Here is a 13,038-nt window from a genome sequence, read left to right as displayed (position 1 = left end):
GGTCGGCCAAGGAGAAAAACCCCGGCCCAACGGCTGAAAACCGCCCCGCTTTTTGCTCGTATTGGTGCTAAGACGCGCGTTCGAACTGGCGCAAATAATCCGTGAGTACCGGGGGTAGCCCTTGCGTTCGAGGGCATTCGCCGTGTTGGGATAGAGCGATGCGGACCCCCACCGGCATATCCGCCCACCCCACCGGTCACCGCGATGACCTGGTGTCACTCGCCGACCCCGAATACGAGCATCCCGCCGAACCACCCCTCTTACTCGGCGTCCACAGCGAAGGCGACCCCGGCCTCGGCACCGGCCTCGACGCCGGCCCCGAACCACCGTCCGGCCTCTACGCCGTCCCCGAAGCACCCCCCGGCCCCGACGCCGCCCCCGAAGCGCCCCCCGGCCCCGACGCCGCCCCCGAACCACCCCCCGGCCACCGGCGACGGCGACGGCCCCGCCGGGCCCGCCCGCCCCACCGCCCCCGTCGGCACGCCGTCCGGCGGAGACGCCGCGCTCGCAGCCACGGCCGGCGGCGCCCGCCCAGCCCCCTGCGGACCTACCGCCGGGCCACCAAGCTCCTGCTCGCCCTCCTCTTCGGCACCGCCTTCCTCCTCCTCGCCGACCGCTGCGCGGTGATGTACGCGGAGAAGAAGGCCCAGCAGAAGCTGCAGCAGGCGCTGCACCTCGAGGCCCAGCCGCAGGTGGACATCAGGGGCTTCCCCTTCCTCACCCAGGTGCTGACCAAGCACCTGCGGCAGGTCGACGTCACCGTCCCCGACGTCGCCGCCGACCGGGTATCGCTCGCCAAAGTGCGGGCGAGCGCGCGCGACATCCGGCTCACCGGCAGCCTTCCGGCCGGCATCCGCGGGGCCGTCGTCGGGCAGCTCGAGGGCAACGTCCTGCTCGCCTTCGACGACATGAACCGCGAGCTCGGCGCCTCCCAGGTCAGATTCAGCGACCTCGGCGACAACGCGATCGGCGCCAAGGGGCGACTGTCCGTCGCCGGGCAGGAACTGGTCCTGCGGGCCCGGGCCCGGCTGCGGCGCGACGGCGACCGCGCCGTCTCCACCGCCGTCGACGACATGAGCCTGGACCTCCCCCGCGTCGCCACCTACCGGCCGGGCCCCGGCGAGGGCCGCACCCTCACCCTCCACCCCGAGGCGGCCGAGCGCATCAGCCGCGATGCCGCCCGCGTGAAGGCGCTGCTGTCCGTGCCCGCCATCGCCGCCCGGCTCGGGGTGACCGACGAGGACGTCGCCCTCGCCCTGCGCAGCGAGGAGCGGCTGCACGAGCTCACCGGCGCGCCCCGCTTCGTCGAGCAGCTGACGAAGATCAACCTCGTCGACGTGGTCGTCGACCATCCGTGGCTGCTGGAACGGCTCGGCATCGACCCCCACTTGGTCACCGCCCTCACCCGCCTCCAGCCGCCCGCGCTCGCCGACCGGCTCGCGCTCTCCTTCCGGCTCCCCCCGCAGGCCGAGGACCTGCACCTGCGCGCCGTGACGGTCCAGCGGGACGGCATCCGGGTGGAGCTGACGGCCGCCGGCCTACCGGTGGGGAAGTAAGGGCTCGCGCCGGCCTCACAGCCGGGGCGGCTCCGTCGCCGCGCCCGGCAGCCGGACGGAGGCGATCGTGCCGTCGCCCTCGGCCGGGGCCAGCGTGACCTCGCCGCCCGCCTGCCGGACCGTATGGGCGACGATGGCCAGGCCCAGGCCGCTGCCGGGCAGGCTGCGGGCGGTCGGCGAACGCCAGAAGCGGTCGAATACGTGCGGGAGTTCGTCGGCCGGGATGCCCGGCCCGTGGTCGCGAACGGTCAGTTCACCGTTCACCAGGCGCACCTCGATCACACCACCCGGAGGGCTGAACTTCACGGCGTTGTCCAGGAGGTTGACCACCGCCCGCTCCAGCGCGGCCGGTTCGGCGCGTACGTACCAGCTGCCGAGCTCCGCGTCGATCGACAGCCCCGCTCCGACGGCCCGCAGCCGGGCCCGCCCCACCGCCCGCTCGACGGCCTCGTGCAGCGCGATCACCTGCAGCGGGCCGCCGCCGGCCGGGCCGTCGGGGCGGGAGAGTTCCTGCAGGTCCCCGATCAGTCCGGCCAGCTCCGCCATCTGGGCCTTGACGCTCTCCAGCAGCTCCTTGCGGTCCTCCGGCGGAATCGCCCGGCCCGTCGCCTCGCTCCGCACCAGCAGGTCGATGTTCGTGCGCAGCGACGTCAGCGGGGTGCGCAGTTCGTGCCCGGCGTCCGCGATGAGCTGCTGCTGGCGGTCGCGCGAGGAGGCGAGGGCGGCGGTCATGGCGTTGAAGGACGCGGACAGCCGGGCGATCTCGTCCTCCCCCTCGACGGGGATGCGGACGGCCAGGTCCTCCGTGCGCGCGATGTGCTCGACCGCGCCGGTGAGCCGGTCGACGGGCTTGAGCCCGGCCCGGGCGACCCACAGTCCGGCCGTCGCGGCGCCCAGCACCCCGAACCCGGCCACCGCCGCCAGCACGAGGGCCAGCGCGTTCAGCGGCCGGTCGATCTCGCTGAGCGGCTGGGCGATGGACACGGCGGTGCCGGGCACCGGGCCCTGGGACGTCGCGACCCGCATCCACGTGCCGTCGTTCGCCCGCGCGTCGTGCAGCGCCTGTCCCCGCTGCTGCCGGGCGACGAGGAGGTCGTCGGCCTCGACCTTGATCGGGGACGTGCCGACCGTGCTGCAGATGAAGCCCTCGCTCGTGATGATCTGCACCGTGTAGGGCCGGAAGAGGGCGGAGGGCCCGGTGGGTGCCGTGCCGCAGTTGCGCAGCAGTCCCTTGACCGTGGTGTCGTCCGCCCGCACGCTGGTCAGCGTCGTGTCCCGCTGGTGGGCCAGCTCCTGCCGGGTGACCAGCCAGCACGCGACCGCCGCGACGGCGACCGCGACGGCCACGGCGGCGGCGGTCAGCAGCGCCAGCCGCGAGCGCAGCGGCAGCCGCCGGAATCTCGTGATCATTCGGCTCCGCCGTCGGCTCGCAGGACGTACCCCACCCCGCGCACGGTGTGCACCAGCCTCGGTTCCCCGCCCGCCTCCGTCTTGCGGCGCAGGTACATCACGTACACGTCCAGCGAATTGGACGAGGGCTCGAAGGCGAAGCCCCACACCGACTTCAGGATCTGTTCCCTCGTCAGCACCTGCCGGGGATGCGCCATGAACAGCTCCAGCAGCGTGAATTCCGTGCGCGTCAGACCCACCGGCCGCTCGCCGCGGGTCACCTCGCGGGTCGCCAGGTCCATGCGCAGGTCGGCGTAGGACAGCGTCCGCGCGTCGGCCGCGGCGGAGGCGGGGGCCGCGTAGGAGCTGCGGCGCAGCAGGGCGCGGATGCGGGCGAGCAGCTCGTCCAGTTCGAAGGGCTTGACCAGGTAGTCGTCGGCCCCGGCGTCGAGTCCGGTCACCCGGTCCCCCACGGTGTCGCGGGCGGTCAGCATCAGGATCGGCACGGTCACCCCGGAGGCGCGCAGCCGGCGTGCGGCCGTCAGGCCGTCCATGCGCGGCATGAGCACGTCGAGAACGATCAGCTCCGGGTCGTACGTCCCCACCTTCTCGAGCGCGTCCAGCCCGTCGACGGCGGACTCCGTCGCGTAGCCCTCGAAGACGAGGCTGCGGCGCAGCGCCTCGCGGACGGCGGGCTCGTCGTCCACGATCAGGATGCGGGCGGGCTGGTCGCCGTGCTCGGCGGGGCTCATCGGCGGTACCTCACGGGTGTACGTCATGGGCGGCGGACGCTCTCAGCGTCGCATGCGACCGGGGCGGCGGGTGCGGTCCGCGGTGTCGTCGCCGGGCACGTGATGCGGCCGGCACGTGATGCGGTCCGGCACGTGATGTCGTCCGGCAGCGGTGTCCTCCGGCCGTGACGCGTCGCGGCCGGGTGCGGCGCTCAGCTGCCGCTGCCGCCCGCCCGGAGCTTGGCCAGGTCCGCCTTGACGGTGTTGACCGGGATGGCGAAGCCGAGCCCCACGCTGCCCGCGGAGTCGCTCGAGCCGCTCCCGGAACCGGAGGCGTACATCGCCGAGTTGATGCCGATGATCTCGCCGCTCATGTTGATGAGCGCGCCGCCGGAGTTGCCGGGGTTGAGCGAGGCGTCCGTCTGGATGGCCTTGTACGTCGTCTTGGACGAGCCCGTGTCGCCGTTGTACTGGTTGCCGCCGAACTCGAACGGCCACTGCGGGACGCCGCGCTGCTGCTTGCCGCGGCCCTCCTCCTTGGAGACGGTGACGTCGCGGTTGAGGGCGGAGACGATGCCGCTGGTCACGGTGCCGGTGAGGCCCTCGGGCGAGCCGATGGCGACGACCTGTTCGCCGACCTTGAGCCTGCCGGAGTCGCCGAGGGTGGCGGCCTTCAGGCCCTTGGCGCCCTGGATCTTGACGAGGGCCAGGTCCTTGGCGGGGTCGGTCCCGACGACCTTGGCGGTCTTCGCCGTGCCGTCGCTGAGGGTGACCTGGACGGTGTCGGCGCCGGAGACGACGTGGTTGTTGGTGACGACCTCGCCGTCGCCGGTGACGATCACGCCGGAGCCGGTGGACTGGCCGGTGCCGGTGGCGGCCTTGATCTCCACGATGCTGGGGCTGACGGCACCCGCCACGGCCGCGACGCCGCTGCCCTTGGAGGAGACGTTCTGCACGGGCGTGGCCCGGTCGCTGCCGTGGGAGCCGCCGGTCAGCTCGCCGACGAGCGCGGCGGAGCCGCCGCCGACGAGGGCCGCGACGAGGGCGCAGGCCGCGATGAGCGTCGCCGGGCGACGGGCCCGGGGGGCGCGGTGGGCGTGGGGCTCGGCCGGTGCGGCCGGCGCCGGCTCGGCGAACTGTGCGTACGGGGCGTACGCCGGGGGCGCCGGGTAGGGCCGCGGCTGAGGCTGCTGGTGCGCGTCAGGGGTTTCCGTCATGTCTATGACTGTGCTCCGGGTTCATGAGAACAGTCTGAGTGCGCCCTGAAAAGGTGAGCAAAAGCATGTTCATACCGGATAAGCACCGCCCCGCGCGATCGCCCGGGGCGGGCGGGGCGTCAGCCGCCGCAGCCGCAGGACCTGCGGACCACCAGCCGGGACGGGAACTGCTTCAGGCGCTCGCGCCGGCTGCCGGCCACCCGCAGGCCGTCGTCCAGGACCAGGTCCACCGCCGAGCGGGCCATGGCCTGGCGGTCCGAGGCGACGGTCGTCAGGGGCGGGTCCGTCAGGGCCGCCTCCTTCACGTCGTCGAACGCGGCGACCGCCAGCTCGCCCGGCACGTCGATGCGCTGGTCGTCGGTGGCGCACATCAGGGCCGGCGGCCGGTCCGGTCCGGCCAGCAGCTCGAGGGCGACCTTGTAGGCGTCGTAGCGGTTGTACGGGGCGTGGAAGAGGCGGCCCTCGATGGACTGGCCGGCCTCGCGCATGGCGCGGCGCCAGCCCTCGACGTGGTCGGTGACGGGGTCGCCCACCGTGGGCGTCTCCTCCGTGCCGCCGAGGCAGGCCACGTAGGGGTGGCCGTGCTCGAGGAGGTGGCGGGTGGCGAGCTGGGCGCCGCCGACGTCGTCCGTGACCACGGCCACGTCGTCGATGGCGTCGGGCCTGCGGTGCATCAGGACCACGCGGGCGTCCCAGGCGTCGATCTCCAGCGCCGCGGTCTCGCTCGGTCCCTGGCTGATCAGGATCAGGCCGGAGACGCGCATGCCCAAGAAAGCGCGCAAATAGTGCACTTCGCGCTCGTCGAGGTAGTCGGAGTTCCCGACGAGGACCATCTTCCCGCGCTCGGCCGCCGCCTGCTCGACCGCGTGCGCCATCTCCGCGAAGAAGGGCTGGCGCGCGTCCGGGACGATCAGGCCTATGAGGTCCGTCCGTCGCGACGCCATCGCCTGGGCGACCCGGTCGGGGCGGTACCCCAGCTCCTTGATCGCTGCCAGCACCCGCTCCCGCGTCGCCGGTGCCACCGGGCGCGGTCCGTTGTTGATGACATAGCTGACGACCGCGGTCGACGTCCCCGCAAGTCTCGCCACATCGTCCCGCGTCACCTTGGCCACGCGCGGCAGTCTACGCGGGTCCACCTACCGTTTCACCGGGCGTACGGCCTCGGCTTCGGCCGCCTCCTCCTTCCGGGGCCGCGCCCGCCCGCCGGCGCCCGTCGACGCGGCCTCGCCCCCCGGGCGGTCGATCTTCTCCGACGCCTTCTCGGACGTCTTCTCCGGCGCCTTCTCGGGCACCACGAAGCGGTAGCCGACGTTGCGGACGGTGCCGATCAGCGACTCGTGCTCGGGGCCGAGCTTGGCGCGCAGCCGCCGCACGTGCACGTCCACGGTGCGGGTGCCGCCGAAGTAGTCGTAGCCCCAGACCTCCTGGAGCAGCTGGGCCCGGGTGAAGACCCGTCCGGGGTGCTGGGCGAGGTACTTCAGCAGCTCGAACTCCTTGAAGGTCAGGTCCAGGACCCGGCCCTTGAGCTTGGCGCTGTAGGTCGCCTCGTCCACGGAGAGGTCGCCGTTGCGGATCTCCATGGGGCTGTCGTCCATGGTGATCTGCTGGCGGCCCATGGCCAGCCGGAGCCGGGCCTCGACCTCGGCCGGGCCGGCGGTGTCGAGCAGGACGTCGTCGACGCCCCAGTCGGCGGTGACGGCGGCCAGGCCGCCCTCGGTGACCACGAGCAGCAGCGGACAGCCGGGGCCGGTGGAGCGCAGGAGCTGGCAGAGGCTGCGGACGTGCGGCAGGTCACGGCGGCCGTCGATCAGTATGACGTCGGCGCCGGGGGTCTCCACCAGGGCCGGGCCCTCGGCGGGGGCCACGCGCACGCTGTGCAGCAGCAGGCCGAGGGCGGGCAGCACCTCGGTCGACGGCTGGAGCGCGTTGGTCAGGAGCAGCAGGGAGCTCATCGGCCGCCACCCGCCTCGGTCGTCGTCGGCCCCGTACGGCCGGCACGGGGATCGGTCTCTTGTCGTGCGCTTCGCTCGCCCATTACGTCGGTTCCTCCTCGGTCCCTGCGAGGACGGTTGGGGCACTGCTCGTCGTCCGAATGCACAAAAGGACCCGGGGGCTACTCTGCCCGGATCCTCTCTGCCCAGCAGAATAACCCACCTGACTTTCGGAGGGGCCGACGATTTTGCACGACCTTGTGTTTCGTCGATCACTTCGAGTGGTGATCGCATCCCACTCTTGACGGCTCTCCGTGGCTCTCCGATGGGACCAGTCTGCCCCGCCGCCGGCCCGTCCGGCCAGCGGCACGACGGGCCCCGGAAACACACCGGGGGGCCTCCGGATCGGAAGCCCCCCGGCCGCACGGTGCGTGCGTACGGCGCCTACGGCACCTCGTCCGCCACCGGCTGGGCGAACTGCGCCTCGTACAGACGGGCGTACGCGCCGTTCTCCGCCAGCAGCGCGTCGTGCGTGCCCTGCTCCACGATCCGGCCGGATTCCATCACCAGGATCACGTCGGCGTCCCGGATGGTGGACAGCCGGTGCGCGATGACGAAGCTGGTGCGGCCGGTCCGCAGGCGGCCCATGGCCTGCTGGATCAGCACCTCGGTACGGGTGTCGACCGAGCTCGTCGCCTCGTCCAGGATCAGGATCTCGGGCTCGGCGAGGAAGGCGCGGGCGATCGTGATCAGCTGCTTCTCGCCGACGCTGACGTTCGAGCCCTCCTCGTCTATGACCGTGTCGTAGCCGTCGGGCAGGGTGCGCACGAAGCGGTCGACGTGGGTCGCCCTCGCCGCCTCGACGATCTTGTCCATCGAGATGTCGGTGGCGGCGCCGTAGGCGATGTTCTCCGCGATCGTGCCGCCGAAGAGCCAGGTGTCCTGCAACACCATGCCGATGTGGGAGCGCAGCTCCTCGCGCGAGAGGGAGGCGATGTCCGTCCCGTCGAGCGTGATGCGGCCCCCGCCCACCTCGTAGAACCGCATCAGGAGGTTGACCAGCGTGGTCTTGCCCGCGCCGGTCGGCCCGACGATGGCGACCGTCTGGCCCGGCCGCACGGTCAGCGACAGGTCCTCGATGAGCGGCTTGTCCGGCTCGTAGCGGAAGGCGACCTTCTCGAAGGACACCTCGCCGCGCACGTGCTCCGGGACGACCGCGTCGGCGGCGTCCGGCGACTGCTCCTCGGCGTCCAGCAGCTCGAAGACGCGCTCGGCCGAGGCCACGCCCGACTGCACCAGGTTGGCCATGGACGCCACCTGGGTGAGCGGCTGGCTGAACTGGCGCGAGTACTGCACGAAGGCCTGCACGTCACCGATCGACAGCGAGCCGCTCGCCACCCGCAGGCCGCCGACCACGGCGACCAGCACGTAGTTGAGGTTGCCGATGAACATCATCGCGGGCTGGATGATGCCGGAGATGAACTGCGCCTTGAAGCCGGCGGCGTAGAGGTCCTCGTTCTCCTTGCGGAAGGTCTCCGCGGACTCCTTCTGGCGGCCGAAGACCTTCACCAGCGAGTGGCCGGTGTACATCTCCTCGATGTGGGCGTTGAGCTTGCCCGTCGACTTCCACTGCGCCACGAACTGCGGCTGCGCCCGCTTGCCGATCTTCGTCGCCACGACGACCGAGACCGGGACGGTGATCAGCGCGACCAGCGCCAGCAGCCAGGAGATCCAGAACATCATGGCCAGCACGCCGACGATCGTCAGCAGCGAGGTCATGATCTGGCTCAGGGTCTGCTGCAGGGTCTGTGCGATGTTGTCGATGTCGTTCGTGGCGCGGGAGAGGACCTCGCCGCGCTGCTGCTTGTCGAAGTAGCTCAGCGGCAGCCGGCCCAGCTTCTCCTCGACGTCCTCACGCAGCCGGAAGACCGCCCGCTGCACGACGTTGGTGGCGATGCGGGCCTGGATGAACATGAACAGCGAGGCGCCGACGTAGATCAGCGTCACCCACAGCAGCACCACGCCGATCGCGTCGAAGTCGATGCCCTGGCCCGGGGTGAAGTCCACGCCGGAGAGCAGGTCGGCGATCTTGTCGTCGCCCCGCTGCCGCATCCCCTCCAGCACCTCGGCCTTGGTGCCGCCGGAGGCCGTCTGCCGGCCGATGACGCCGGCGAAGATCAGGTCGGTGGCGTGGCCGAGGACCTTGGGCCCTATGACGGTCAGCGCGACGCTGGCGACGCCCAGGAAGAGCGCCACGGCGATGATGGTGCGCTCGGGTCGCAGCAGGGCCAGCAGGCGGCGGCCGGAGCCGCGGAAGTCCATGGACTTCTCCGTCGGCTGTCCGCCCATGAAGCGCGCGATGCCGACCGCGGGGGCCGGCCCTCTGCGCTGCTGCCCGGCACCCTCGCCGGCGCCCTTGGCGTCGCCGCCGCCGGGCTTGCCGCCCGGCTTGTCGGGGGACGTCACGCCGCCTCCTCCTCGGTGAGCTGGGAGAGCACGATCTCCCGGTAGGTCTCGTTCGTCCCCATCAGTTCCGTGTGGGTGCCGGTGCCGACGACGCGGCCCTCGTCGAGGACCACGATGCGGTCGGCGTCGCGGATCGTCGAGACCCGCTGCGCGACGATGAGCACCGTCGCGTTCTGCGTCTCGTCGGCCAGCGCCGCCCGCAGCCGGGCGTCGGTGGCGTAGTCGAGGGCGGAGAAGGAGTCGTCGAAGAGGTAGATCCCGGGCTTGCGCACCAGGGCCCGGGCGATCGCCAGGCGCTGGCGCTGGCCGCCCGAGACGTTGGAGCCGCCCTGGGCGATCGGCGCGTCGAGCCCGCCGTCCATCGCCTCGACGAAGTCGCGGGCCTGGGCGGTCTCCAGGGCCTGCCACAGTTCCTCGTCGGTGGCGTCGGGACGGCCGTAGCGCAGGTTGGAGGCCACGGTCCCGGAGAAGAGGTACGGCTTCTGCGGTACGAGCCCCACGGCGTCGGACAGCAGGACCGGGTCCAGGTCGCGCACGTCCTGGCCGTCGAGGAGGACCGCGCCGGCGGTGGCGTCGAACAGGCGCGGGATCAGGCCCAGCAGCGTCGACTTGCCGCTGCCGGTGGAGCCGATGACGGCCGTGATCTCGCCGGGCCGCGCGACGAGGGAGACGTCCTTGAGGACCGGCTCCTCGGCGCCCGGGTAGCGGAACTCCACCCCGCTGATCTCCAGGTGGCCGCGGCGGCGCAGCTCGGTGACCGGCGCGAGGGGCGGGACCACGCTGGAGTCGGTGGTCAGCACCTCCTGGATGCGCTCGGCGCACACCTCGGCGCGGGGCACCATCATGAACATGAAGGTGGCCATCATGATGGCCATCAGGATCTGCATGAGATAGCTGAGGAACGCGGTCAGCGCACCGATCTGCATGCCGCCGTCCTCGATGCGGTGGCCGCCGAACCACACGACGGCGATCGAGGAGAGGTTCACGACCAGCATCACGGACGGGAACATCGTCGACATCAGCCGGCCGGCCCGCAGCGAGACGTCCATCAAGTCGTCGTTGGCGGAACGGAATCGTTTCCGCTCGTGGGTGTCCTTGACGAACGCCCGGATGACCCGGATGCCGGTGATCTGCTCGCGCAGCACGCGGTTGACGGCGTCGATGCGCTCCTGCACGCCCCGGAAGACCGGGCGCATGCGCCAGATGATCACGCCCACGATGGTCGCCAGCACCGGGACGATGACCAGCAGCAGCGCCGACAGCGGCACGTCCTGCTCGAGCGCCAGCACGATGCCGCCGACGCACATGATGGGCGCCGAGACCATGAGCGTGAACGTCATCAGCACCAGCATCTGGACCTGCTGGACGTCATTGGTGGTGCGCGTGATCAGCGAGGGGGCCCCGAACTGCCCCATCTCCCGCGCGGAGAAGGACTGCACGCGGTCGAAGACCTCGCCGCGCAGGTCACGGCCGACCGCCATGGCCGTACGGGCGCCGTAGTACACGGCGCCGATGGCGCAGACGATCTGCGCCAGGGTCACGGCGAGCATCAGCCCGCCGGTGCCCAGGATGTAGCCGGTGTCGCCCTTGACGACGCCCTTGTCGATGATGTCCGCGTTGAGGGTGGGCAGATAAAGCGTCGCGAGCGTCTGCACGAGCTGCAGCAGAACAACCGTCGCGATCGCTCCGGAATAGGGCCGCACATAAGCCCGGAGAAGTCGTACCAACACACAGGCAGCCTATGCGAGCACCCCTCCGCACGGCCCCACCTTTACCGGCTGGGGACCGCGCCCCGTCCGGCACCCGTCATCATGGAGGACGGCAAGATGCCGGAAAGAACGGAAGGGGTCGCCGTGGCGACGACACACACGGCACGACCGGCGCGGCCGGCTCGGCTGCCGGCACAGCCGGGGCCGCCGGAACCACCGGCCGGCACCATCCGGTACTGGGCCGCGGCCAAGGCCGCCGCCGGCACGGCCGAGGAGCCGTACGCCGCGGTGACGCTGGCGGACGCGCTCGCGGCGGCCCGGCACCGGCACGAGGCGAAGCCGGAGTTCGCGCGGGTGCTCTCGCGCAGCTCGTTCCTCGTGGACGGCGACCCCGTCGGCACGCGCGACCACTCGACGGTCCAACTGGCCGAGGGCGGCACGGTCGAGGTGCTCCCGCCCTTCGCAGGAGGGTGACCCCGGCAGCATGAGCGATCAGCACCACCACAGTCCGTACGAGCCGTATGAGCCGTACGAGCGGCAGGATCAGTACGCGCCGTACGAGCCCTACGCGCCCTACGACCCGCAGGCGGCCGACCGGCAGGCCCCTCCCGCGTACGACTACGGCTACGACCCGCAGGGCCAGGGCCAGCACCAGGCTCACGGCCAGCACCAGGCCCCGCACCAGACGCATGGCCAGCACCAGGGCCAGCCTCAGCACCAGGCGCACGGACAGCACCAGGGCCACCCGCAGTCCGCCGCTCCCGCCTGGCCGCAGCCGCAGCACGGGTTCCCGGGGCACGAGGAGCCGGATACGCAGACCTGGCAGACCCAGAGCTGGGACGCGCGGGCCTGGCAGCAGCAGGCGGAGCCGGCGCACGACGCGCCGTGGACCGGCGGCGGCACGGGCGCCGGGGCGGATGCCGCGGCGGGTGCCGCGGACTGGGACCGGCCGCAGCCGCAGACGCGACAGCCGTACCACGCCGCCGCTGCCCCGGCGCCGGTGGCGGAGCCCATGCCCGTGGCGGGGATGCCCCCGTCCGCGGCCCCGCTGTCGTACCCCTCGCACCCCGAACTGGACGCCGAGGCCGCGCCCGTCGCCGAGCGGCCCATGACGGCCGCCGAAAAGGCGAAGGCCGAGGGCCGGCCGCAGATCCTCTCCCCCGGCTTCCGGCCGGCGCTGATCACGGCCGTGCTGGCGGCGCTGCTGGCGGCCGCGGCTCCGCTGGCGGAGGCCGCGCTGGCCGTGCCGGTGGTGCTGCTGCAGGCGGTCACGGCGGCGGGCTGGTTCCGGCTGAACGGCATGTGGCCCGCCCGGCAGGGCATCGCGCTGGCGTTCCTGGGCGGTGTGGTCGCCGACGTGGCCCTGCTGGCCACGGAGGCGAGCAAGGCGCCGACCGTCCTGCTCGGCACGCTCGGCGTATGGATTCTGCTGGTCGTCGTCCTCCAGCTGCGCAGCCACGCCTCGCCCGACGAGCGGCTGTACGGGCTGACGGCGGCCACCGCCTCGGCGGCGCTGGCGGTCGTGGCGGCCGGTCACCTGGCGGCCGACCCCGACGCGGTGGTCGTGGGCGCGGCCGGCGTGGCCGCGGCCGTGCTGGCGCGGGCGCTGCCGCTGCCGTCGGTCGCCGCTCCCGTCGTCGCCCTGGTCGCGGCCGCGGGCGCGGGAATCGCGGGCGGCCAGCTGACCGGCATGGGCACGCCGGGCGCGCTGCTGGGCCTGGCGGCCGGGGTGTGCGCCCTGGTGGGCCTGCGGGTGGCGAGCTACGACTACCCCTCGCGCTTCGTGCACATGACGGCGGGCGTCGCCCTGCCGCTGGCGCTGGCGGCACCCGCCGTCTATGTGCTGGGCAGGGCGCTCGGCTGACGGACGACTCCCCTACCGATCACTTACTGATCAAGAGTGATCAACACGCGCTGGATCGGTTACAGATCAGTTACGGACCGACCCGGTGTTTGTCCGATCGGCCCGGTTAGGCTCGCGGGACAGGCCAGGGCGGCCTGACCCGAACCGGGCCGACCGGCCTGCCGATCAACTTGTG

10 protein-coding genes are annotated in these 13,038 nt (G+C 72.4%); 3 read left to right on the top strand and 7 right to left on the bottom strand.

The genetic code is table 11. The features are described 5' to 3' along the window. The first annotated feature begins 158 nt into the window (after positions 1 to 158). On the top strand, positions 159 to 1,556 hold the full coding sequence (locus tag IE295_RS16955) for an LmeA family phospholipid-binding protein (RefSeq protein WP_190064494.1): 1,398 nt from the start codon (positions 159 to 161) through the stop codon (positions 1,554 to 1,556). Positions 1,557 to 1,571: 15 nt separating this feature from the next. Here IE295_RS16955 and IE295_RS16950 read toward each other — a convergent pair whose 3' ends face one another. The 7 genes from IE295_RS16950 to IE295_RS16920 form a co-directional block, all read right to left on the bottom strand. Then, positions 1,572 to 2,966 (bottom strand): sensor histidine kinase, encoded by a 1,395-nt coding sequence (locus IE295_RS16950; RefSeq protein WP_190064493.1) that lies wholly within the window; start codon positions 2,964 to 2,966, stop codon positions 1,572 to 1,574. Beyond that, positions 2,963 to 3,697: a response regulator transcription factor gene (locus tag IE295_RS16945; protein ID WP_190064492.1), complete on the bottom strand. Its 735-nt coding sequence runs from the start codon at positions 3,695 to 3,697 to the stop codon at positions 2,963 to 2,965. Before IE295_RS16945 ends, IE295_RS16950 begins: the two co-directional genes overlap by 4 nt. A gap of 191 nt (positions 3,698 to 3,888) precedes the next feature. After that, complete coding sequence (locus tag IE295_RS16940; protein WP_190064491.1) at positions 3,889 to 4,893, bottom strand: S1C family serine protease; 1,005 nt, start codon at positions 4,891 to 4,893, stop codon at positions 3,889 to 3,891. A 119-nt stretch (positions 4,894 to 5,012) separates the two neighbouring features. Continuing rightward, positions 5,013 to 6,005, bottom strand: coding sequence for a LacI family DNA-binding transcriptional regulator (locus tag IE295_RS16935; RefSeq protein WP_190064490.1), 993 nt, complete (start codon positions 6,003 to 6,005; stop codon positions 5,013 to 5,015). 24 nt (positions 6,006 to 6,029) lie between these two features. Beyond that, positions 6,030 to 6,845: a response regulator transcription factor gene (locus IE295_RS16930; protein WP_224323077.1), complete on the bottom strand. Its 816-nt coding sequence runs from the start codon at positions 6,843 to 6,845 to the stop codon at positions 6,030 to 6,032. A 423-nt stretch (positions 6,846 to 7,268) separates the two neighbouring features. Continuing rightward, positions 7,269 to 9,290 carry an ABC transporter ATP-binding protein gene (locus IE295_RS16925; RefSeq protein WP_372478821.1) on the bottom strand — a complete coding sequence of 674 codons (2,022 nt, stop codon included), beginning with the start codon at positions 9,288 to 9,290 and terminating at the stop codon, positions 7,269 to 7,271. After that, positions 9,287 to 11,020 carry an ABC transporter ATP-binding protein gene (locus IE295_RS16920; RefSeq protein WP_190064489.1) on the bottom strand — a complete coding sequence of 578 codons (1,734 nt, stop codon included), beginning with the start codon at positions 11,018 to 11,020 and terminating at the stop codon, positions 9,287 to 9,289. The genes IE295_RS16925 and IE295_RS16920 overlap by 4 nt, the downstream gene beginning before the upstream one ends. A 165-nt stretch (positions 11,021 to 11,185) precedes the next feature. Between IE295_RS16920 and IE295_RS16915 the strand changes: the two genes are divergently transcribed. Together IE295_RS16915 and IE295_RS16910 are read left to right on the top strand one after the other, a co-directional pair. Continuing rightward, entirely contained in the window at positions 11,186 to 11,473 is a 288-nt protein-coding gene (locus IE295_RS16915; protein ID WP_190064800.1) for a MoaD/ThiS family protein, read from the top strand. Positions 11,474 to 11,483: 10 nt separating this feature from the next. Further along, positions 11,484 to 12,863, top strand: a complete 1,380-nt coding sequence (locus tag IE295_RS16910; RefSeq protein ID WP_190064488.1) for a hypothetical protein — start codon at positions 11,484 to 11,486, stop codon at positions 12,861 to 12,863. Positions 12,864 to 13,038 lie beyond the last annotated feature (175 nt).

Origin of the sequence: Streptomyces griseocarneus, from assembly GCF_014655595.1 — a bacterium.
Lineage (GTDB): Bacteria > Actinomycetota > Actinomycetes > Streptomycetales > Streptomycetaceae > Streptomyces > Streptomyces griseocarneus.
This window is presented reverse-complemented; position numbering and strand designations above follow the sequence as displayed.

Excerpts from the sequence above, each read along its gene's own strand:
- IE295_RS16955 (WP_190064494.1), top strand. The coding sequence starts at position 159 with ATGCGGACCCCCACCGGCATATCCGCCCACCCCACCGGTCACCGCGAT.
- IE295_RS16950 (WP_190064493.1), bottom strand. The coding sequence starts at position 2,966 with ATGATCACGAGATTCCGGCGGCTGCCGCTGCGCTCGCGGCTGGCGCTG.
- IE295_RS16945 (WP_190064492.1), bottom strand. The coding sequence starts at position 3,697 with ATGAGCCCCGCCGAGCACGGCGACCAGCCCGCCCGCATCCTGATCGTG.
- IE295_RS16940 (WP_190064491.1), bottom strand. The coding sequence starts at position 4,893 with ATGACGGAAACCCCTGACGCGCACCAGCAGCCTCAGCCGCGGCCCTAC.
- IE295_RS16930 (WP_224323077.1), bottom strand. The coding sequence starts at position 6,845 with ATGAGCTCCCTGCTGCTCCTGACCAACGCGCTCCAGCCGTCGACCGAG.
- IE295_RS16910 (WP_190064488.1), top strand. The coding sequence starts at position 11,484 with ATGAGCGATCAGCACCACCACAGTCCGTACGAGCCGTATGAGCCGTAC.